Annotated in this window: 22 protein-coding genes; 15 read left to right on the top strand and 7 right to left on the bottom strand. The window is 70.5% G+C overall.

Annotated features, from left to right (window positions below; genetic code table 11):
- Positions 1-75: 75 nt before the first annotated feature.
- On the bottom strand, positions 76-567 hold the full coding sequence (locus tag OG2516_RS01260) for a hypothetical protein (protein WP_007253773.1): 492 nt from the start codon (positions 565-567) through the stop codon (positions 76-78).
- A gap of 100 nt (positions 568-667) precedes the next feature.
- Between OG2516_RS01260 and moaA the strand changes: the two genes are divergently transcribed.
- Complete coding sequence (moaA, locus tag OG2516_RS01255; RefSeq protein WP_007253772.1) at positions 668-1,672, top strand: GTP 3',8-cyclase MoaA; 1,005 nt, start codon at positions 668-670, stop codon at positions 1,670-1,672.
- Between the two features lie 11 nt (positions 1,673-1,683).
- Here moaA and OG2516_RS01250 read toward each other — a convergent pair whose 3' ends face one another.
- Positions 1,684-2,568 (bottom strand): LysR substrate-binding domain-containing protein, encoded by an 885-nt coding sequence (locus OG2516_RS01250; protein WP_007253771.1) that lies wholly within the window; start codon positions 2,566-2,568, stop codon positions 1,684-1,686.
- A gap of 97 nt (positions 2,569-2,665) precedes the next feature.
- Here OG2516_RS01250 and OG2516_RS01245 point away from each other — a divergent pair, with 97 nt between their 5' ends.
- The 4 genes from OG2516_RS01245 (at position 2,666) to OG2516_RS01230 (ending at position 4,974) form a co-directional block, all read left to right on the top strand.
- Positions 2,666-2,926 carry a DUF6552 family protein gene (locus tag OG2516_RS01245; RefSeq protein ID WP_007253770.1) on the top strand — a complete coding sequence of 87 codons (261 nt, stop codon included), beginning with the start codon at positions 2,666-2,668 and terminating at the stop codon, positions 2,924-2,926.
- A gap of 144 nt (positions 2,927-3,070) precedes the next feature.
- Entirely contained in the window at positions 3,071-3,511 is a 441-nt protein-coding gene (locus tag OG2516_RS01240) for a DUF2852 domain-containing protein (protein ID WP_007253769.1), read from the top strand.
- 72 nt (positions 3,512-3,583) lie between these two features.
- Positions 3,584-4,048: an RDD family protein gene (locus OG2516_RS01235; RefSeq protein ID WP_007253768.1), complete on the top strand. Its 465-nt coding sequence runs from the start codon at positions 3,584-3,586 to the stop codon at positions 4,046-4,048.
- Between the two features lie 80 nt (positions 4,049-4,128).
- Positions 4,129-4,974, top strand: coding sequence for an arginyltransferase (locus tag OG2516_RS01230; RefSeq protein WP_007253767.1), 846 nt, complete (start codon positions 4,129-4,131; stop codon positions 4,972-4,974).
- 47 nt (positions 4,975-5,021) lie between these two features.
- Here OG2516_RS01230 and OG2516_RS01225 read toward each other — a convergent pair whose 3' ends face one another.
- Positions 5,022-5,483, bottom strand: coding sequence for an Lrp/AsnC family transcriptional regulator (locus OG2516_RS01225; RefSeq protein WP_040614863.1), 462 nt, complete (start codon positions 5,481-5,483; stop codon positions 5,022-5,024).
- A 134-nt stretch (positions 5,484-5,617) separates the two neighbouring features.
- On the opposite strand from OG2516_RS01225, the gene cysG reads away from it, so the two are divergent.
- The 6 genes from cysG (at position 5,618) to OG2516_RS01195 (ending at position 11,182) form a co-directional block, all read left to right on the top strand.
- Positions 5,618-7,048 carry a siroheme synthase CysG gene (cysG, locus tag OG2516_RS01220; RefSeq protein ID WP_007253765.1) on the top strand — a complete coding sequence of 477 codons (1,431 nt, stop codon included), beginning with the start codon at positions 5,618-5,620 and terminating at the stop codon, positions 7,046-7,048.
- Positions 7,045-7,362, top strand: a complete 318-nt coding sequence (locus OG2516_RS01215) for a DUF2849 domain-containing protein (protein WP_007253764.1) — start codon at positions 7,045-7,047, stop codon at positions 7,360-7,362. The genes cysG and OG2516_RS01215 overlap by 4 nt, the downstream gene beginning before the upstream one ends.
- A 34-nt stretch (positions 7,363-7,396) precedes the next feature.
- Complete coding sequence (locus tag OG2516_RS01210; protein ID WP_007253763.1) at positions 7,397-9,070, top strand: nitrite/sulfite reductase; 1,674 nt, start codon at positions 7,397-7,399, stop codon at positions 9,068-9,070.
- Positions 9,060-9,806, top strand: a complete 747-nt coding sequence (locus OG2516_RS01205) for a phosphoadenylyl-sulfate reductase (protein ID WP_007253762.1) — start codon at positions 9,060-9,062, stop codon at positions 9,804-9,806. The genes OG2516_RS01210 and OG2516_RS01205 overlap by 11 nt, the downstream gene beginning before the upstream one ends.
- Before the next feature lie 55 nt (positions 9,807-9,861).
- Positions 9,862-10,287, top strand: a complete 426-nt coding sequence (locus OG2516_RS01200; RefSeq protein ID WP_040614862.1) for a DUF934 domain-containing protein — start codon at positions 9,862-9,864, stop codon at positions 10,285-10,287.
- Between the two features lie 67 nt (positions 10,288-10,354).
- On the top strand, positions 10,355-11,182 hold the full coding sequence (locus OG2516_RS01195) for a ferredoxin--NADP reductase (protein ID WP_007253760.1): 828 nt from the start codon (positions 10,355-10,357) through the stop codon (positions 11,180-11,182).
- A 126-nt stretch (positions 11,183-11,308) separates the two neighbouring features.
- Here the strand turns inward: OG2516_RS01195 and OG2516_RS01190 are convergent, their stop codons facing one another.
- Positions 11,309-12,349 (bottom strand): hypothetical protein, encoded by a 1,041-nt coding sequence (locus tag OG2516_RS01190; protein ID WP_007253759.1) that lies wholly within the window; start codon positions 12,347-12,349, stop codon positions 11,309-11,311.
- Between the two features lie 19 nt (positions 12,350-12,368).
- Between OG2516_RS01190 and infC the strand changes: the two genes are divergently transcribed.
- Complete coding sequence (gene infC, locus OG2516_RS20940; RefSeq protein WP_425357544.1) at positions 12,369-13,130, top strand: translation initiation factor IF-3; 762 nt, start codon at positions 12,369-12,371, stop codon at positions 13,128-13,130.
- Between the two features lie 63 nt (positions 13,131-13,193).
- On the opposite strand, the gene uvrA is transcribed toward infC, so the two are convergent.
- Positions 13,194-16,082, bottom strand: coding sequence for an excinuclease ABC subunit UvrA (gene uvrA / locus OG2516_RS01180; RefSeq protein ID WP_007253757.1), 2,889 nt, complete (start codon positions 16,080-16,082; stop codon positions 13,194-13,196).
- A 174-nt stretch (positions 16,083-16,256) separates the two neighbouring features.
- Between uvrA and OG2516_RS01175 the strand changes: the two genes are divergently transcribed.
- From OG2516_RS01175 to OG2516_RS01165, 3 genes are read left to right on the top strand one after another with little or no spacing between them, the layout of a single operon-like run.
- Positions 16,257-16,619 carry an ArsR/SmtB family transcription factor gene (locus OG2516_RS01175; protein WP_007253756.1) on the top strand — a complete coding sequence of 121 codons (363 nt, stop codon included), beginning with the start codon at positions 16,257-16,259 and terminating at the stop codon, positions 16,617-16,619.
- On the top strand, positions 16,600-17,034 hold the full coding sequence (locus OG2516_RS01170; protein WP_007253755.1) for an SRPBCC family protein: 435 nt from the start codon (positions 16,600-16,602) through the stop codon (positions 17,032-17,034). Before OG2516_RS01175 ends, OG2516_RS01170 begins: the two co-directional genes overlap by 20 nt.
- The gene (locus OG2516_RS01165; protein ID WP_007253754.1) at positions 17,034-17,408 is read left to right on the top strand and encodes a DUF1761 family protein; all 375 of its coding nucleotides are present in this window, start codon (positions 17,034-17,036) and stop codon (positions 17,406-17,408) included. Before OG2516_RS01170 ends, OG2516_RS01165 begins: the two co-directional genes overlap by 1 nt.
- Here the strand turns inward: OG2516_RS01165 and OG2516_RS01160 are convergent.
- Positions 17,405-18,544 (bottom strand): MFS transporter, encoded by a 1,140-nt coding sequence (locus OG2516_RS01160; RefSeq protein WP_007253753.1) that lies wholly within the window; start codon positions 18,542-18,544, stop codon positions 17,405-17,407. The genes OG2516_RS01165 and OG2516_RS01160 overlap by 4 nt on opposite strands.
- Positions 18,541-19,737 (bottom strand): multidrug effflux MFS transporter, encoded by a 1,197-nt coding sequence (locus OG2516_RS01155; protein WP_007253752.1) that lies wholly within the window; start codon positions 19,735-19,737, stop codon positions 18,541-18,543. The genes OG2516_RS01160 and OG2516_RS01155 overlap by 4 nt, the downstream gene beginning before the upstream one ends.
- Positions 19,738-19,790 lie beyond the last annotated feature (53 nt).

Genomic DNA, 19,790 nt, shown 5'->3' with positions numbered 1-19,790 from the left:
CTGGCCGAAAATATGCACGGCCGCCGGCATCGGCCCGCGCGACGCTGAGACGTCAGCGCCGCGCGGCCCGACCGGTCAGCTCGCGAACACCGCGAGCTCGACGATCTCCGTCAGCGGCGCCTCCAGCAGCCGCATCGCGGGGAGCGAGATCTGGCTTCCCGAGCCCGCCTCGCCGCCCGAGGGCCGCAGCTCGACGTTGATCGAGTTGCCCTGGTACTCGACCCGGCCCATGACCGTCTCGCTCACCAGCGGCGTCTTCACCCAGATCCCCGGATCGGCCGGCGAGCCCAGCGTCGCCTGGGTCGTGCCGAGCGCGGCCGACGGCGCGGCCTCGGGTTCGGCGACCGCCTCGGCGCGGTCTTCCTCGGTGGTGGTGTCGAACTCCTCCACCGTGCGCGCCGCCGGCGGGGGCGGCGGCGGGGGGGTCGGGTCCAGCGTCTCGGGGGGCGTCGCCGACAGCGGTTCGGCGGCACCGGTTGCGGTTGCGGCGGCAGACGTCGGCGTGGTGCCGAAGGCCTCCTGGAGGGACGGACTGGCACAGGCGGCGAGTCCGAGGGGCAGGATCAATATCGCGGCTCTCATGGTCGTGAAGCTAGGAGGCGCCGGCGGGGCTGTCCACACCCCAAGCCGCCTTGCGCGGCGGCAGGCCGATCCATAGGTTGCGCCCATGAACAGCCCCCTGGTCGACCCGTTCCAACGCGCCATCCGCTACCTCCGGGTCTCGGTCACCGACCGCTGCGATTTCCGCTGCGTCTACTGCATGTCCGAGAACATGACGTTCCTGCCCAAGAAGGAGCTGCTGACCCTCGAGGAGCTCGACCGGCTCTGCTCCGCCTTCGTGCGGCTCGGCGTCGAGAAGCTGCGCATCACCGGCGGCGAGCCCCTGGTGCGCCGCGAGATCATGACCTTCTTCCACGCCATGTCGCGCCACCTCGACAGCGGCGCCCTCAAGGAGCTGACGCTGACCACCAACGGCTCCCAGCTCGAGCGCTTCGCCACCGACCTCGCCGCCGCCGGCGTGCGCCGCGTCAACGTCTCCCTCGACACGCTCGACGAGGCCAAGTTCGCCCGCGTCACCCGCTGGGGCCGCCTGCCCCAGGTGCTGCGCGGCCTCGACGCGGCGCAGGCGGCGGGCCTGCGCGTCAAGCTCAACGCCGTCGCGCTGAAGGACTTCAACGATGACGAGCTACTCACCCTCACCCGCTTCTGCGCCGAGCGCGACATGGACCTCACCTGGATCGAGGTCATGCCCATGGGCGATATCGGCAACGAGGACCGCCTCGGCCAATATTGGTCGCTCGGCGACCTGCGCGCCCGCCTCGCCGAGCGCTACACCCTCACCGACCTTCCCGAGAGCACCGGCGGCCCCGCCCGCTACGTCCGGCTCGAGGAGACCGGCCAGAAGATCGGCTTCATCACCCCGCTGAGCCACAATTTCTGTGAATCCTGCAACCGCGTGCGCGTCACCTGCACCGGCGAGATCTACACCTGCCTCGGCCAGGAGGGCCACGCCGACCTGCGCGCGCCCCTGCGCGCCTGCGAGGCCGATGCGCCGCTCGAGGACGCCATCCGCGCCGCCATCGCGCTCAAGCCGCGCGGCCACGATTTCGACTATTCCCGCCAGACCGTCGACGGCCGTGTCAGCCGCCACATGAGCCACACCGGCGGCTGACGCGCGCCCCCTCACGCGCGCTCCGCCATCGCCAGCAGCCAGCCCCGCACCCGCGCCGCCGCCTCCGACGCGCCTTGGCGCGGCGCGAGCAGGTGGAAGCCGTGCCCGCCGTCGAGCACCGCGTCGAGCGGGCACACCAGCCGCCCCGCCGCCAGGTCCCGCGCGACGAGGAACCGGCTCGCCAGCGCGATCCCCTGCCCCGCCAGCGCCGCGTCGAGCGTCAGGCTCGTCTGGTTGAGCCGCAGCCCTCGCGCCGGCGCGACCGGCCGCCCGAACGCCACCTCGGCGAACGCCGGCCACAGGTCGTGCGTGTCGTGCAGCAAGGTCCGGCGCGCCGTCCCCGCCGCGTCGAGCGGCAGGCTCTCGCCCGCGACGAGACCGGGCGCGCAGACCGCCACGACCTCCTGCGCGAACAGCAAATTCGCCCGCAGGCTCGCCCCGAACGGCGGCCGCCCCTGCCGGACGGCGAGGTCGATCCCGTCGCCGTGAAAGCTCAGCACCCGGTCGGTCGCGGTGATGCGCAGGTCGATGTCGGGATGCGCCTCGCCAAGCTCTCCGAGCCGCGGGATCAGCCACTTCGACGCAAAGGTCGGCGTCACGCTGATCGTCACCCGCGACGGCGTCGCCCGCAGCGCCCCCGTCGCCTCGAGGAGCTGCGCAAAGGCCCGTGTCACCGCCGCATGATACGCCCGCCCCGCCTCGGTGAAGGCCAGCCCGCGCGGCTCGCGCAGGAACAGCCGCAGCCCGAGCGCCTCCTCCAGCCCCCGCACCTGCTGGGCCACCGCCCCTTGTGTGACGCCCAGGTCCTCGGCCGCCGCGCGGAAGCTCAGATGCCGCCCCGCCGCCGCGAAGGCGCGCAACCCGTTCAGCGGCGGCAGCCCGGCTTCGCTCACCACAGTAGATTTTCTCCATCCCGCCACCAGCACATCTGGTTCGCCGTCTCAGCCTACAGCGCCTACCTGAAAGCACAACCAGCCGCATGGAGGCCAACCAATGACAACAGCAAAACTGCTCGCCACCCCCCGCGCCCGAAACTCCGGCCAGACCGCCTTCGTAATCAAGTGGGTCGCGTCCGTCATCCAAATCCTCGGCTACGCCGCGACGGGCTTCGGCTGGACGCCGTGGAACCTCTACCTGTTCCTGTTCGGCGTGCTCGGCTGGCTGATCGTCGGCGTCCTCTGGAACGACCGGGCGCTGATGCTGATCCATTTCGTCGCCCTCGGCTCGATGCTCGCGGGCATGCTCAGCCAGTGAGACACCCCGATAGACTCGTTTCAAAACAGGCGCTTACCCGATTCATGTGAAAAACCTTAACATGAACCCTTGAAGGGTCCGGGCCGGCTTCCGATATGCTGATATGTGAAACGGATTTACATCAGCCCCCAACAGGAGACCCAAATGTCTGACGCATCCCTGTCCACCCCGTCGAAGTCGTTCGGGGCCCGCGACATCCTCTCGCTGCTCGGCCGCGCCGAGGCCTGGCTCGACGCACGTGGCCGCGGTGCCTGGATCGTCGCCATGATCCTCGGCTTCGTCTTCATCTGGCCCGTCGGCCTCGCCCTTCTCGTCTACATGATCTGGAGCAAACGCATGTTCTCCCGCCGCTCGCCCGCCCGTGCCATGAGCCGCCCCGGTTTCGCCTACGCCACGCGCTCCTCGGGCAACGCCGCCTTCGACGCCTACAAGGCCGAGACCCTGCGCCGGCTCGAGGACGAGCAGGCCAGCTTCGAAGCCTTCCTCGAGCGCCTGCGCGAGGCCAAGGACAAGGCCGAGTTCGACCAGTTCATGGAAGACCGCGCCCGCAAGGCCACCCACGAAAACGACGCCCGCGAGGCCTGATCGCCCGGATGCGGCCCCCATGCGGGGGCCGCCTCCCCCACCCTGACAACGCCGCCGAAAGGATCGGACCCGATGCACGCCGCCTCCCGCCCCGACCGCTTCGCCGCGACCCGGCTCCCCGACCCGGACCTGCGGCCCGACTTCTACCGCCACATCCCCACGCGCCGCCTCGTCGCGTGGCTGATCGACGTGACGCTCATCGCCATCGGCGCGGCCATCCTCGTCCCCTTCACCCTGTTCACGGGGCTGTTCTTCTTCCCGCTGATGATGCTCGCGGTGGGCTTCCTCTACCGCTGGTCGTCGCTGGCCACCGCCTCGGCGACGCCGGGCATGATGGTCGCGGGGATCGAACTGCGCGAGCACGACGGCGAACGGCTGTCCAACGGCACCGCCTTCCTGCACACGCTGGGCTACCAGGTCTCGGTCGCGGTGATGCTGGCGCAGGTCGCCTCCATCGGGCTGATGCTGACCACCCGCCGCCACCAGGGCCTCTCCGACCACGTCCTCGGCACCGCCGCGATCCGGCGTCCGCGCTAGCCCGCCGCCGCGCCCGCAGGGGGCTTGGCGCGACGGGAGGCGGTTGTTAACGTCGCCTCCGGGACAAGAGAGGATCGCCCATGCGCCACACGCTCCCCCTTGCGCCGCAATTCTACGTCACGGCCCCGCAGCCCTGCCCCTATCTCGAGGGGCGGATGGAGCGTAAGCTGTTCACCGCGCTGCAGGGCGACAACGCCGAGCAACTCAACGACACGCTCTCCAAGCAGGGCTTCCGCCGCAGCCAGAACGTCCTCTACCGCCCGTCCTGCGCCGACTGCTCCGCCTGCCTGTCGGCGCGCATCGACATCTCGCGCTTCGCCCCCAGCCGCAGCCAGCGCCGGGTGCTCAAGCGCAACGCCCGGCTGCGCCGCCGCGTCGCCGCGCCCTGGGCGACGGAGGACCAGTACGCGCTGTTCCGCGACTACCTCGACAGCCGCCACGCGACGGGCGGCATGGCCGACATGGATGTCTTCGAGTTCGCCGCGATGATCGAGGAGACCCCGATCCGCTCGCGCATCATCGAATACACCGAGCCCGCCGACGACGCCGGCCACCCCTATGGCGGCCTCTCGGCGGTGTGCCTGACGGACGTGCTCGATGACGGGTTGTCGATGGTCTACTCGTTCTTCGACCCGTCGCTCGCGCGCGATTCCCTCGGCACGCACGTCGTGCTCGACCACATCGCACTGGCCCGCGAGATGGGCCTGCCTTACGTCTACCTCGGCTATTGGGTGCCCGGCAGTCCGAAGATGGGCTACAAGGCCCGCTTCTCCGGCCTCGAGGTCTATCATCGCGGCAGCTGGACCCGTCTCGACGCGCCCGAGCGCTTCGCGGCCGACACCCACCCCCTCGCCGTGCCGCCCATCGCCGAGCAGGTGGCCCGCATCACCCTCCCCGATTCCCGCCCCGTCCGCCGCGACGGCTGACACCGCCGTAGGGTGCGCATTCATCGCGCACCCCCCGCGTACCGCCCCTACAACGGCAACGCCTGCGTCGACTTGATCTCCTCCATCGACAGCAACGCCGTCACGTTGTGCACCCGCACCTCCGAGATCAGCGCCTGGTAGAAGGCGTCGTAGGCGCGCGCGTTCTTCACCCGCACCTTCAGGATGTAGTCGATATCCCCCGCCAGCCGGTGCGCCTCCTGCACCTCGGGCCGGGCCTGCAGCGCGTCGAGAAACCGCCGCTGCCACGCCGCCTCGTGCTCGGACGTGCGGATCAGCACGAAGAAACACGCCTCGAACCCCAGCGCGTCGGCGTCGAGCTCGACGGTCTGGCGGCCGATGATCCCGGCCTCGCGCAGCTTGCGGATCCGGTTCCAGACCGGGGTCTTGGAACTGCCCACCGCCTTCGCGATCTCGTCGAGCGAGCGGCTCGCATCCGCTTGCAATTCGGACAGGATCCTCCGATCGGTCTCGTCTACGCGAACAGCCATTCCACCAGCCCTCCCAGCCTTGCACATGCGTCCCAAACTTCCGCTCACACGGAACGGATGTTCTTATTCTACGGCGGATATAGGCAACAACAAGGACAGTGTTCTATATCGAGCGTGAGAAACGGAGACCCGCAATGCAGCACTTCCCGATCTTCCTCGACCTCTCCGGCCAGCGCGTGGTGCTGGCGGGCGGTGGCGAGACGGCGCTCGCCAAGCTGCGGCTGCTGCTGAAGACCGAAGCCAACCTCGCCGTCTACGCGGACCGTCCGGCGCCCGAGATCGAGGCCTGGGCCGCCGAAGGGAAGCTCACCCTGGTGCGCCGCCCGCTGGCGCACGGCGACGCGATCTGCGCCCGGCTGGTCTACGCCGCCACCGACGACGCCGCCGAGGACGCCCGCGTCGCCGCCATCGGCCACGCCGCCGGCGCGCTCGTCAACATCGTCGACAACCTGTTCGACAGCGACTTCATCACCCCCGCCATCGTCGACCGCGACCCCGTCACCGTCGCCATCGGCACCGAGGGCGCGGCTCCGGTCCTCGCCCGCGCGATCAAGGCCGACCTCGAGGCGCGCCTGCCGGCGACGCTCGGCCCCCTCGCGCGCATTGGCAAGGCCTTCCGCCACGCCGCCGACGCCCTGCCCTTCGGCCGCAAGCGCCGCGATTTCTGGAGCGCCTACTATTTCGGCGCCGGTCCCCGCGCCATCGAGGCCGGCGAGGACGCCGTGCGTGCGGCGCTGGAGAACCTGCTCGCCGAGCACCTCGCCGCCGACGCCGCGCCCGGCCGCGTCGACTTCGTCGGCGCCGGCCCCGGCGATCCGGAGCTGCTCACCCTCAAGGCCCGCAAGGCCCTCGACGCCGCCGACGTGGTGATCCACGACCGCCTCGTGACGCCCGAGATCCTCGAGCTCGCCCGCCGCGAGGCGGTGCTGGTCTCGGCCGGCAAGGAAGGCTTCGGCCCCTCCGTCAGCCAGGACGACATCAACGCCGCCATCGTCGCCCATGCCCGCGCCGGCCATCACGTGGTGCGGCTCAAGTCGGGCGATCCGACCGTCTTCGGCCGGCTCGACGAGGAGATCGAGGCGGTGGACGCCGCCGGCATCGACTGGCGCGTCGTGCCCGGGATCACCGCCGCCTCCGCCGCCGTCGCCTCCATCGGCCAGAGCCTCACCCGGCGCGGCCGCAACTCGGCCGTGCGGCTGCTGACCGGCCACGACCTCGCCGGCTTCGCCGAGCACGACTGGGCCGGGCTCGCCCGCGACGGCGAGGTCGCCGCGATCTACATGGGCAAGCGCTCGGCGCGGTTCGTGCAGGGCCGGCTGCTGATGCACGGCGCCGCGGCGGCGACCCCGGTGACGGTGATCGAGAACGCCTCCCGCCCCGACCAGCGGGTGCTCGCGACCACCCTCGCCCAGCTCGAGCCGACGCTCACCGAGGCCGGCCTCGACGGCCCCGCGCTGATCCTCTACGGCCTCGCGCCCCGCGCCGCGCTCGCCGCCGCTCCCGACCTGGTCGCAGACCTGCCGAGCGACCTGCCCGCCGCCCTCACCACGGAGATTGCCCGATGAGCCGCAAGTTCACCCCCAAGGTCGTGACCGCCAACGCCCTGCTCGAGGGCGACGCCGTCTGGCTGACCGCCGACGACCGCTGGAGCACCGACATGCGCGAGGCCGAGCTGCTCGAGGACGAGGCCGAGGCGCAGGTGCGGCTGGTGTTCGCGGCGAGCCAGCCCGACCGCGTCGTCGGCCCCTACCTCGCCGACGCCGTCGCCGGGCCCGACGGCCCCGAGCCGACGCACTTCCGCGAGGTGTTCCGCACCCTCGGACCGTCCAACTACTTCCACGGCAAGCAGGCCGACGAGTCCGCCGAAGCGGCGCGGTAGACCCGCCCGGCTAGCCGAGAAAGCGAGACTTCCCATGTATACCTATTCCGAGTTCGACGAAGCCTTCGTGCGCGAGCGCGTGGCCCAGTTCCGCGGCCAGGTCGAGCGCCGCGTCGACGGCAGCCTGACCGAGGACGAGTTCAAGCCCCTGCGGCTGATGAACGGGCTGTACCTGCAGCTCCACGCCTACATGCTGCGCGTCGCGATCCCCTACGGCACCCTCAACCCCGACCAGATGCGCCAGCTGGCGATGATCGCGGAGCGCTGGGACCGCGGCTACGGCCACTTCACCACGCGCCAGAACATCCAGTACAACTGGCCCAAGCTGGCCGACGTGCCCGACATGCTCGACGCGCTCGCCGACGTCGGGATGCACGCCATCCAGACCTCGGGCAACACGATCCGCAACGTCACCGCCGACCACTTCGCCGGCGCCGCCGCCGACGAGCTGCTCGATCCGCGCCCCGTCGCCGAGCTGCTGCGGCAATGGTCGACCGATCACCCCGAGTTCCAGTTCCTGCCCCGCAAGTTCAAGATCGCCGTCACCGGCGCGCCCAACGACCGGGCCGTCGTCAAGTCGCACGACATCGGCCTGCAGATGGTCGAGCGCGACGGCGAGACCGGCGTGCAGGTCATCGTCGGCGGCGGCCTCGGCCGGACGCCGATGATCGGCAAGGTGGTCCGCGAGTTTCTGCCGCTCGAAGACCTGCTGCCCTATTGCGAGGCCATCGTCTCGGTCTGGAACCTGATCGGGCGGCGCGACAACAAGTACAAGGCGCGCATCAAGATCACCGTCCACGAGCACGGCATCGACGAGATCCGCCGCATGGTCGAGGAGCGCTTCGCCGAGATCCGCCCGGGCTTCACCGGAGTCGACCAGCAGCTCCTCGCCGAGCTGACCGGGGCCTTCGCGCCGCCGGCCTTCAAGACCGCGCCGACCGACGCCTACGAGGCCGCCCGCGCCGCCGACCCGGTGTTCCGCGCCTGGGCCGACACCAACCTCGCCGCCCACAAGGCCGAGGGCTACGCCATCGTGACCGTGTCCCTGAAGGCGCACGGCGCGACGCCCGGCGACGCCTCGGCCGAGCAGATGCGCCTGCTCGCCGACCTCGCCGAGCGCTTCGGCCACCAGGAGCTGCGCATCAGTCACGAGCAGAACGTCATCCTGCCCCACGTCCACAAGGCCGACCTCCCCGAGCTGCACGCCGCCCTCAAGAGCGCCGGGCTCGCGACGGCCAACATCGGGCTGGTCTCCGACATCATCGCCTGCCCCGGCATGGATTACTGCGCGCTCGCCACCGCCCGCTCGATCCCCATCGCGCAGGAGATCGCGACCCGCATCGACGAGCTCAAGATCGAGCACGAGGTGGGCCACATGAAGATCAAGATCTCGGGCTGCATCAACGCCTGCGGCCACCACCACGTGGGCCATATCGGCATCCTCGGGCTCGACCGCGCGGGCGTCGAGAACTACCAGATCACGCTCGGGGGCGACGGCACCGAGACCGCCTCCATCGGCGAGCGCGCCGGCCCGGGCTTCCCGGCCGAGGGCGTCGTGCCGGCCATCGAGCGGCTCATCTTCGCCTACCTCGACGTGCGCGAGAGCGCCGACGAGACGTTCCTGCAAGCCTACCGCCGCCTCGGGCCCGACCCGTTCAAGGCGGCGCTCTACCCGGCCGACGACAAGGGGCGGGCTAATGCCGCGTGATATCGCGCCCGGCCAAGAGGCGCGTGTCGCCGCCCTGAACGCCCGCTACCGCCACCACGGCGCGACGGCGGTGCTGGAGAAGGCGCTCTCCGACGAGGACGTCGGCGAGATCGCCCTCGTCAGCTCGTTCGGCGCGGAATCGGTCGCGCTGCTGCACCTGGTCTCGGTGATCGACCGCACCACCCCGGTGCTGTTCATCGACACCGAGATGCTGTTCCCGGAGACCCTGACCTACCAGGCCGATCTCGCGGTCAAGCTGCGGCTCGAGAACCTCAAGATCGTGCGCGCCCCGCTCGCCGAGCAGCTCGCGCGCGACCCCGACGGCAAGCTGCACACCCGCGACACCGACGCCTGCTGCGCCCTGCGCAAGACCGAGCCGCTGCTGCGCGCGCTCGCGCCCTACGATGCCTGGATCACCGGGCGCAAACGCTACCAGGGCGGGCGGCGCACGGCGCTGGAGTTCTTCGAGGCCGAGGAGGCGACCGGGCGCATCAAGGTCAACCCGCTGGCGCACTGGAACGCCCAGGACGTGCAGGACTACATCGCCGAGAACCGCCTGCCCCGCCACCCGCTGGTGTCGCAGGGCTACCCGTCGATCGGCTGCGCCCCCTGCACCACCCGCGTCGCTCCCGGCGAAGACCCCCGCGCGGGCCGCTGGCGCGACAGCGACAAGGACGAGTGCGGCATCCACTTCGTCGACGGCCGCATGGTGCGCGGCAAGGCGCCGGCGGCCTGACGGGCCCCGGAGACATGCATATTTGTGGCCAGATGAAGCTGGCTGGAGAGAGATGATGAGCGTGATCGTGACCGATACCGGCTTCGGGCCGGACGACTGGAGCGGAAGCTTCGTGGACTATGCCGACGACGGCGCCGAGGCCGGCCCGGGGGCCGCGCTCGACGTGCCCTCCGACGCCGACGCCGCCGCGCTGGCGCGGCGCGCGCAGGCGGCGGGGATGGTGCGGATCGACTTCCCGAGCTTCTCCGACGGGCGCGGCTTCTCGCTCGCCGCCGCGCTGCGCCGCGCCGGCTACAAGGGCCGGCTGCGCGCCCATGGCCACGTCATCGCCGACCAGTACGCGATGGCGCGCCGCATCGGCTTCGACGAGGTCGAGATCCCCGACGAGCTCGCCCAGCGGCAGGACGAGGCGCAATGGCTGCGCCGCGCCGACTGGCGCGCGCACGACTACCAGGCGCGGCTGCGTGGCGCAGCCCGCTGAGCTTTCACAAGCGACACAGAGACAGTAAGGAGAGCGGCGAGCCCCGAGCGCCCGCCCGAAAGCCGACATGACCGAACAGAGCACCGTGACCCAAGCCGACGCCCGCCCCGTGAAGGCCCTCCCCGACGCCCAGATCGTCACGGAGGTGCGCCACTACACCGACCGGCTGTTCTCGTTCCGCGTGAGCCGCCCGGCCTCGCTGCGCTTCCGCTCGGGCGAGTTCGTGATGATCGGACTGATGGGCGACAACGGCAAGCCGCTGCTGCGCGCCTACTCCATCGCCTCGCCCTCCTGGGACGACGAGCTCGAGTTCTACTCGATCAAGGTGCCCGACGGCCCGCTGACCTCGAAGCTGCAGCACATCCAGCCGGGCGACCAGATCATCCTGCGCCCCAAGCCCGTGGGCACCCTCGTCCACGACGCGCTGCTGCCGGGCAAGCGGCTCTACTTCTTCTCCACCGGCACCGGCTTCGCCCCCTTCGCCTCGCTGCTGCGCGACCCGGAGACCTACGAGGCCTACGACGAGGTCATCGTCACCCACACCTGCCGCGACGTGGCCGAGCTCGAGTACGGCCGCACGCTGATCGACAACCTGCGCGCCGACGAGATGATGCAGGAGCTGCTCGGCGACGGCCTCGACAAGCTGCGCTACTACCCGACCACGACCCGCGAGGAGAGCCCGAAGATGGGCCGCATCACCACGCTAATCGAGTCGGCCGAGCTGTTCGCCGACCTCGGTGTCCCCGCCCTCGACCCGGCCACCGACCGCGCTATGGTCTGCGGCTCGCTCGAGTTCAACAAGGACATCAAGGCCCTGCTCGAGGCCCACGGCCTGCGCGAGGGCGCCAATTCCGATCCCGCCGAGTTCGTGGTCGAGAAGGCCTTCGTCGGCTGAGACGCCCGCACCGCGAGACGAAGAGGCCGCCTCCGGGCGGCCTCCTTCGGTCCCGCGCATTCGCTCCACCGCAACAAGAAAGGCCGCCCCAAGGGGCGGCCTTGTCCGTTCGCGCAGGCGGCGGTCTCAGAGGCCGAGGGCCTCGCGGAGGCGCTGCACGAGGGCCTCGATCTGGGCCGGGTTGTCGCCCACGGCCTCGACGGCGGCGGTGAGGGCGCTCTGCTGGACCTCGGAGAGCGTGGACGTCTCGATGACCTCGGTCACGCGGGCGGCGTCGAAGCCCTCCACGGTGAACAGCTGCGCCAGCTCGTTGACCTCGAGCCCGGTGGCCGCGGCGAGCGCCTCGAGATCGGCGGAGGGCGTGGCGGCCTCGACGATCTCGCCCTCGTCCTCGCCCACGCCGTCTTCCGGGCCATCGGCCGCGGCGGCGTCGTCCTCGTCGGTGACGATGTAGGCGACGACGTCGCGCGGGCCGCCGTCGTCGGCCTCTTCGGTCGCGGCGTCGGTCTCTTCGGTCGCGGCGTCGGTCTCGGCTTCCTCGTCCGCCGCAGGGGCGGCGTCGCCGGTGGCGTTGACGGCCACGTTCGGGGCGTCGGGGTTGTCGACGGCGTCGACCTGCTCGACATCGGCGTCGCCGGCGAGCTCGTCACCGCGCACCTGGTCCTCGTCGATGCTGTCGGTGGCCACGGCGGCGGTCTCGTCGGACTCCTCGACCGCTTCCTCGGCGGCGCCCTCCAGCGAGACGATCTCCTGCTCGGCCTCGGGCAGATCGGAGGCGATGGTCGCGTCGGCGCCCTGCTCCAGCGTCACCGGCGCGCCGGGCGCGTCCTCCATCGCGTTCAGCACGTCGCTCTCGTCCTCGCCCTGGTCGAGGCCCGCGTCGGAGACGGACTCGTCGGCGGCCTGCTCGACGGGCTCTTCCTCGATGCCGGCCTCCTCGCCGAACTCGGGATCGGCGTCGGTGAGCTCCTCGGCCTCGGCTTCGGTGATTTCGGTGTCGTCGACGGCGTCGGTCTCGGCGACCTCCTCGGTGACGGCCTCCTCCTCGACGATCTCCGCGTCCTCGACGACGGCGGCCTCGTCTTCCAACGTCCCTTCGTTGGCGAGGTACTGGTAGCCGAAGTAGCCGAGAATGGCGACGACGACGATTATCAGGATGGCTCTCATCGACGGGTCCTCTGAATAAATGCAGGTTCCCCGCGCGAAGCGGGGGGATTTCGGCCCCTCCTATGCCAGAAGCCGTTTGCGGAGGGAAGTGTCACACGACCGTGAAAGATGGCGCGATATCCTTCTGTCGCAAGGGCCCCGAGGGATCGGATCTGCGCTTGCGGGGTTGAATGGTGGCACGCTCACGCGTACATTTTCGCATCGAGTCTCAGAAACAGAACGAAGGACAAGGCCCATAGCCCGCAGACCTCACAACGCGCCGCCCACGCGCGACACCGGCCCCCGCGTCAACGATCGCATCCGGGCTCCGGAAATCCGCCTCATCGGCGCCGAAGGTGAGAACGTCGGCGTCGTCAGCCCCGCCCGCGCCATGCAGTTGGCCGAGGACGCCGGGCTCGACCTCGTCGAGATCTCTCCCAACGCCTCTCCGCCCGTCTGCAAGATCATGGACTTCGGCAAGTTCAAGTACGAGCAGCAGAAGCGGGAGAGCGAAGCGCGCAAGAAGCAGAAGACGATCGAGGTGAAGGAGGTGAAGTTCCGCCCCAACACCGACACGCACGACTACGACGTCAAGATGCGCAACGTCTTCAAGTTTCTCGAGAGCGGCGACAAGGTGAAGGTCACCCTGCGCTTCCGCGGCCGCGAGATGGCGCACCAGGACCTCGGCCGCCGCCTGCTCGAGCGGGTCGCAGACGATGTGCAGGAGATCGGCAAGGTCGAGAACATGCCGAAGATGGAAGGCCGCCAGATGGTGATGATGATCGGCCCGACCGCCAAGTAGGCCCGCGCCGCCATCCGCCCGACAGACGAAAGGCCCTCGCCGCACCGGCGAGGGCCTTCTTCGTTACTCCGCCGCCACCTTGCGCGCGGCGGCGAGCATCGGCTTGAGGTACTGCCCGGTGTGCGAGGCCGCCACCTCGGCGACCTCCTCGGGCGTGCCCGTCGCCACCACCGTGCCGCCGCCGTCACCCCCTTCCGGGCCGATGTCGATCAGGTGGTCGGCAGTCTTAATGACGTCGAGGTTGTGCTCGATGACGATCACCGAGTTGCCCTGCTCGACCAGCTCGTGCAGCACCTCAAGCAGCTTCTTGACGTCCTCGAAATGCAGGCCCGTCGTCGGCTCGTCGAGGATGTAGAGCGTCCGCCCCGTCGAGCGCCGGGCCAGCTCCTTGGACAGCTTCACCCGCTGCGCCTCGCCGCCCGAAAGCGTCGTCGCCTGCTGGCCGACCTTGATGTAGCCGAGCCCCACCCGCATCAGCGCGTCCATCTTCTCGCGGATCGAGGGGACGGCGCGGAAGAAGTCCTGGGCGTCCTCCACGGTCATGTCGAGCACGTCGGCGATGGACTTGCCCTTGAACTTGATCTCCAGCGTCTCGCGGTTGTAGCGCGCGCCGCCGCAGGTCTCGCAGGTGACGTAGACGTCCGGCAGGAAGTGCATCTCGATCTTGATCACGCCGTCGCCCTGGCAGGCCTCGCAGCGGCCGCCCTTGACGTTGAACGAGAACCGCCCCGGCTTGTAGCCGCGGGCCTTGGCCTCGGGCAGGCCGGCGAACCAGTCGCGGATCGGGGTGAAGGCGCCGGTATAGGTGGCCGGGTTCGAGCGCGGGGTGCGGCCGATCGGGCGCTGGTCGATGTCGATGACCTTGTCGAGCAGCTCGAGCCCCTTGATCGTCTCGCAGGGCGCCGGGGTCTGGCGGGCACCGTTGAGCCGCATCGACGCGGTCTTGAACAGGGTCTCGATGGTCAGCGTCGACTTGCCGCCGCCCGAGACGCCGGTGACGCAGACGAACTTGCCCAGCGGGAAGTCGACGGTGACGCCCTGCAGGTTGTTGCCCGTGGCGTTGACCACGGTGAGCTGCTTGCCGTTGCCCTTGCGCCGCTCGGGCGAGACCGGGATCTCGCGCCGCCCGGCGAGGTAGTCGCCGGTGATCGACTTCGGGTGCGCGATGATCTCGGCGGGCGTGCCGCAGGCCACCACCTCGCCGCCGTGGACGCCGGCGCCGGGGCCGATGTCGAAGACGTAGTCGGCCTCGCGGATCGCCTCCTCGTCGTGCTCGACCACGATCACCGTGTTGCCCTGGTCCCGCAGGTTCTTGAGCGTCGTCAGCAGCCGGTCGTTGTCGCGCTGGTGCAGGCCGATCGAGGGCTCGTCGAGCACGTAGAGCACGCCGGTGAGGCCCGAGCCGATCTGGCTGGCGAGCCGGATCCGCTGGCTCTCGCCGCCCGACAGGGTGCCGGCGTTGCGCGACAGGGTCAGGTAGTCGAGGCCGACGTTGTTGAGGAAGCCGAGACGCTCACGGATCTCCTTGAGGATGGCGCGGGCGATCTCGTTCTTCTGATCGGTCAGGTTGCCCGGCACCGTTTCGCACCATTCGAGCGCCTGGCGGATCGACATCTGCACCACCTGCCCGATGTGCAGCAACTCGTCGGGCCTTGCCGACGGCCCGATCTTCACCGCCCGCGCCTCCTCGCGCAGCCGGTAGCCGTGGCAGGTGCCGCAGGGGCGGTTGTTCTGGTAGCGCTCGAACTCCTCGCGGATCCACGCGCTGTCGGTCTCCCGGTAGCGCCGCTCCATGTTGGGAATCACCCCCTCGAACGGCCGGCTCACCTGGTAGACGCGCCCGCCCTCGTCGTAGCGGAACGAGATCTCCTCCTTGCCGGAGCCGTGGAGGAAGATCTGCTGGATCTTCTCCGGCAGGTCGCGCCACGGGGTGCTCTCCTTGAAGCCGTAGTGCTTGGCGATCGACTGGATCGTCTGGATGAAGTAGGGCGACTTGCCCTTGCGCCACGGCGCGATGGCCCCGTTGGCGAGCGTCAGCGCCGCGTCGGGCACCATCAGCGCCGGGTCGAAGAACAGCTCGACGCCGAGGCCGTCGCAGGACGGACACGCCCCGAACGGCGCGTTGAACGAGAACAGCCGGGGCTCGATCTCGGGGATGGTGAAGCCCGAGACGGGGCAGGCGAAGTTCTCGGAGAAGGTGATCCGCTCGGCCTCGCCCTCGTCCTCGCGCGGCGCGGTCTCCAGGATGGCGATGCCGTCGGCGAGGTCGAGCGCGGTGCGGAAGCTGTCGGCGAGCCGGGTCTCCATCCCCTCGCGCACCACGATCCGGTCGACGACCACGTCGATGTCGTGGCGGAACTTCTTGTCGAGCGTCGGCGGGTCGTCGAGGTCGTGGAAGGCGCCGTCGACCTTCACCCGCTGGAAGCCCTGCTTCTTCAGCTCGGCGAATTCCTTGCGGTACTCGCCCTTGCGGTCGCGCACGATGGGCGCGAGCAGATAGCCCCGCGTGCCCTCCTCGAGCGCCATCACCCGGTCGACCATGTCCTGCACCTGCTGCGCCTCGATGGGCATCCCCGTCGCGGGGCTGTAGGGCGTGCCGACGCGCGCGAAGAGCAGGCGCATGTAGTCGTAGATCTCGGTGACGGTGCCGACGGTCGAGCGCGGGTTCTTCGAAGTGGTCTTCTGCTCGATGGAGATCGCGGGCGACAGGCCCGAGATGTGGTCGACGTCGGGCTTCTCCATCATGTCGAGGAACTGGCGCGCGTAGGCCGAGAGCGATTCGACGTAGCGGCGCTGGCCCTCGGCGTAGATCGTGTCGAATGCGAGCGACGACTTGCCCGAGCCCGAAAGCCCGGTGATCACCACGAGCTGGTCGCGGGGGATGTCCACGTCGATGGACTTGAGGTTGTGCTCGCGCGCCCCGCGCACCTCGATGTTTCGCAGCTCGGCCATGATCGACTCCGGGAAAGGCAGGTTCACAGATAGTAAAGATCGCGCCGCCATCCAACAACGAAATGGAACATAGCGCGAACAGACGCCGACGCTTGACCTTATGTCGCAGATCATCTCCGCGGTATCATTCACCCATCTGGTTGACTTACACGCTGCGCCAGGTTATTCACCCGTATGGTTGAACGAAACGACCCCGCCCCGGACCCGCTCACGGTCCTTCTGAAAGCCACCGCCGACCCGACCCGGCGGGCCATCCTGACGCTGCTCGCCCAGGAGGGCCCCGCCCGCGTCACCGACATCGCCGGCCGGTTCGACACGAGCCTCAACGCGGTCTCCAAGCACATAAAGGTGCTGGAGAACGCCGGCCTCGTCACGCGCCGCACCGACTGGCGCGAGCACCTGATCGAGGTGCGGCTGGAGACGCTGGGCGAGATCGACCGCTGGTTCGCCGGCCTGCGCTCGATCTGGGCGCAGCGGCTCGACGCCCTGGACGACGCACTTGCATTGGAGAGAGACGATGACGACGACCACGACTGAGCTCAGCCTCGAACTGACCCGCACCCTGCCCCATCCGCCCGAGCGCGTCTTCGACGCCTGGCTCGACCCGGCGATGCTCGCCCGCTTCATGACGCCGGGGCCGGGGATGACCGTCCCCGAGGCCGAGACCGACCCGCGCGAGGGCGGCCGCTTCCGCATCCTGATGCGCGCGCCCGAGGCCGGCGACCTGCCCCACGCGGGCACCTACCTCACCATCGACCGCCCGCGCCGGCTCGTCTTCACCTGGGAGTCGCCCTACTCCGTCGAAGGCTCCACCGTGACGCTCGATCTCGCCGAGGTCGAGGGCGGCACCGAGCTGCGGCTGACCCACGTGAAGTTCCCCTCCGAGGAGTCCCGCGCCAACCACGAGGGCGGCTGGTCGGCGATCCTCGAGCGGCTCGGGGAGACGCTCTGATGGCCGATCTCGACTGGGTCGCGATCCTGCTCGGCACCGGGCTCGGCCTCGGGCTCGGCTTCCTCGTCTACGGCCCCCTGCTGGGCCTGCAGCGCCGCTGGGCCGAGGGCAGCGGCATCGCGGCCGCGCCCGACGGCATGCCCGCGGCCGCGCTCGGCTTCCAGGTAGCGGGGCTGGCGCTGCTGGCGCTGGTGGTCGGGGTCACGGAGACGACCGGCGCCCTCGGCGCGGCCATCGTCGCCATCCTCGCCGTCGCCGCCTGGGCCGGCTCGGTCGGGGCCTGGGCGCAGAAGAGCGGCTTCGCCATCGCCGTCGACGTCGGCTACGCCCTCGGCGCCGGCGCGCTGATGATCCTCGCCCAGGGCCTGCTCTAGGCCGGGTAGCGCCGCCCGATGAGCGTGGCCGTCGCGAACCCGGCGACGGCCACCGCCAGCGTCAGCCAGATCAGCCCCGCGCCGCCGCCCATGGCGAGCGCCAGCGCGAAGAGCGGCGTGCCCGAGAAGGTGCCGACATTGCCCAGCTGCGCCAGCGCCCCGTTCGCCCGCGCCCGCTGCGCCACCGCCGCGTTGAGCCACGGAATCGCCGCGAACCCAGCCCCCGGCACCACGCCGATCACCAGGAACATCGCCAGCACCAGCCCCACCGCCGCCCCCGGCAGCGCCAGCACCGCCACGCAGAGCACGCCGTTGACGAGGAACGCCACCGCCGCGATCCGCGCCGGTCGGAAGCGCCGCGCCAGCACGCCCGCTCCGAACGTGCCCGCGAGCGACACCAGCGGCAGCACCACCGCCAGCCATGGCTGCCCCAGCGCCGCCGGCAGGAACGTCAGCAGCGCGATGAACACCAGCGCGTGCCAGCCGAAGATCAGCCCCGGCGCCACCAGCCGCAGGTCGCCGTAGATCGTGCGCACCTCGCCCAGCAGGTCGAACTCCGCCCGCCGCCGCGTCAGCCGTGGCAGCCGCAGCGCCAGCACGCCCGCCATCAGCGCCATCGCCCCGCCGTGCGCCGCGTAGAGCGCCCCCGGCCCGCCGAGCCCCACCAGCCGCGGCGCCGCCAGCGCCAGCAGCGCGAACGACACCCCGAAAAACGTCCCCCAGAAGCCCATCACCACCGGCCGGTCCCGGTCGCTCGCCGCCTCCGCCATCAGCGTCGGCAGCGCCACCACCAGCGCCAGGTGCGAGACCCCCTCGGCGGCGCGGGTGACGAGCAGCAGCCACAGCGGCAGCTCCGCCGCCTGGACCAGCGACAGCCCCGCTCCCAGCAGCAGCGCGCCGAGCACGGCCCGGCGCAGCCCGATCCACGTCACCAGCCCGCCCGTCACCGGCCCGAGCAGGATGCCGACGATGCCCACCACCGACACCGCGAACGGCAGCACGCCCCCCGCCTCCGGGTAGCGCGCCCCGAGCGCGGCGAGCGTCAGCGACAGCTTGCCAAACTGCGCCGCCGCCAGCAGCCCCGCCGCCCAGAGCAGCGCCTCGAGCGGCCAGTCGGTGCGGCGCGCCCCGCTCACGCCGCCGCGCGACCCCGCGCCGAGATCCGCGGCAGCACCATCGCCCCGAGCGCCAGTGCCGCCCAGGCGCAGACCGCCACCGCAGCGATCATCGGCGTCGCGGTGCCGTCGAAGAACGGCGCCGCCAGCATGATCATCACGCCCCCCGCCACCATCTGCAGCGTGCCCCCCAGCGACGAGGCCAGCCCGGCGATCTCGCCGTGGTCGTCGAGCGCCATCACCATCGTCGTCGGCATCACCAGCCCCAGGCAGGCATTGCCGCAGAACAGCAGCGCGATCATCGACACCAGCGTCGTGCCGCCCAGCAGGCTCACCGCGAGGTTGGCCGTCGCGAAGCCGGCGAAGCCCACCAGCGCCACCCCGATCACCGGCACGAGGCCATAGCGCTGCGCCAGCGGCCCGGCGAGCTGCGACGCTCCGAAGAAGCCGATCGCGTTGATCGCGAAGGCGAGCGAGAACTCCACCTCGTCGAGCCCGAACTGCTCGGTGTAGACGAAGCTCGCCGACGAGATGAACACGAAGAACGAGGCCATCCCGAAGCCGCCGATGAAGGTCAGCCCCATGAAGACCGGGTCGGCCAGCAGCGTCTTCGCCCCGGCCCGCATCGAGGCGAGGTTGACCCGCCGCCGCCGCTCGGGCGGCAGCGTCTCGTCGAGGCCGAAGGCCGTCACGGCGAGGCTCAGCGCCGTGACCAGGGCGAGCGACCAGAAGATCAGCCGCCAGCCGCCGAAGGCGAGGATGCCGCTGCCCGCCAGCGGCGCCAGCATCGGCGACACCGAGATCACCAGCATCACCAGCGCCATCAGCCGGGTCGCCTCCGCGCCGGTGAACATGTCGCGCACGATCGCGCGCGGCACCACCATCACCACCGCCGCGCCCAGCCCCTGCACGAAACGCGCCGCCGTCAGCGCCCCGATCGTCGGCGCCAGCGCGCAGGCGACGGTGCCTATCACGAAGATCCCGAGCCCCACGTAGATCGGCGGCTTGCGCCCGACCTGGTCGGCCATCGGCCCCCAGACGAGCTGGCTCACGCCGAAGGCGATGAAGAAGGCGGTCAGCGTCGCCTGCACCTGCGCCACGGTCGCGTCGAGCCGCGCCCCGATCTCGGGCAGCGCGGGCAGGTACATGTCGATGGTGAACGGCCCCACGGCCGAGAGCAGCCCCAGCACGAGGGCGGTACGAAACAATTGCATCACGAGACTCCGGCTGCGGCTTGCGCCAGCCCTAGACCCATCGGTTCAGAACG

Origin of the sequence: Oceanicola granulosus HTCC2516 (assembly GCF_000153305.1) — a bacterium.
GTDB classification, from domain to species: domain Bacteria; phylum Pseudomonadota; class Alphaproteobacteria; order Rhodobacterales; family Rhodobacteraceae; genus Oceanicola; species Oceanicola granulosus.
Note: the sequence above shows the minus strand (reverse complement) of the source record. Positions and strands in the feature narration are given on the sequence as shown.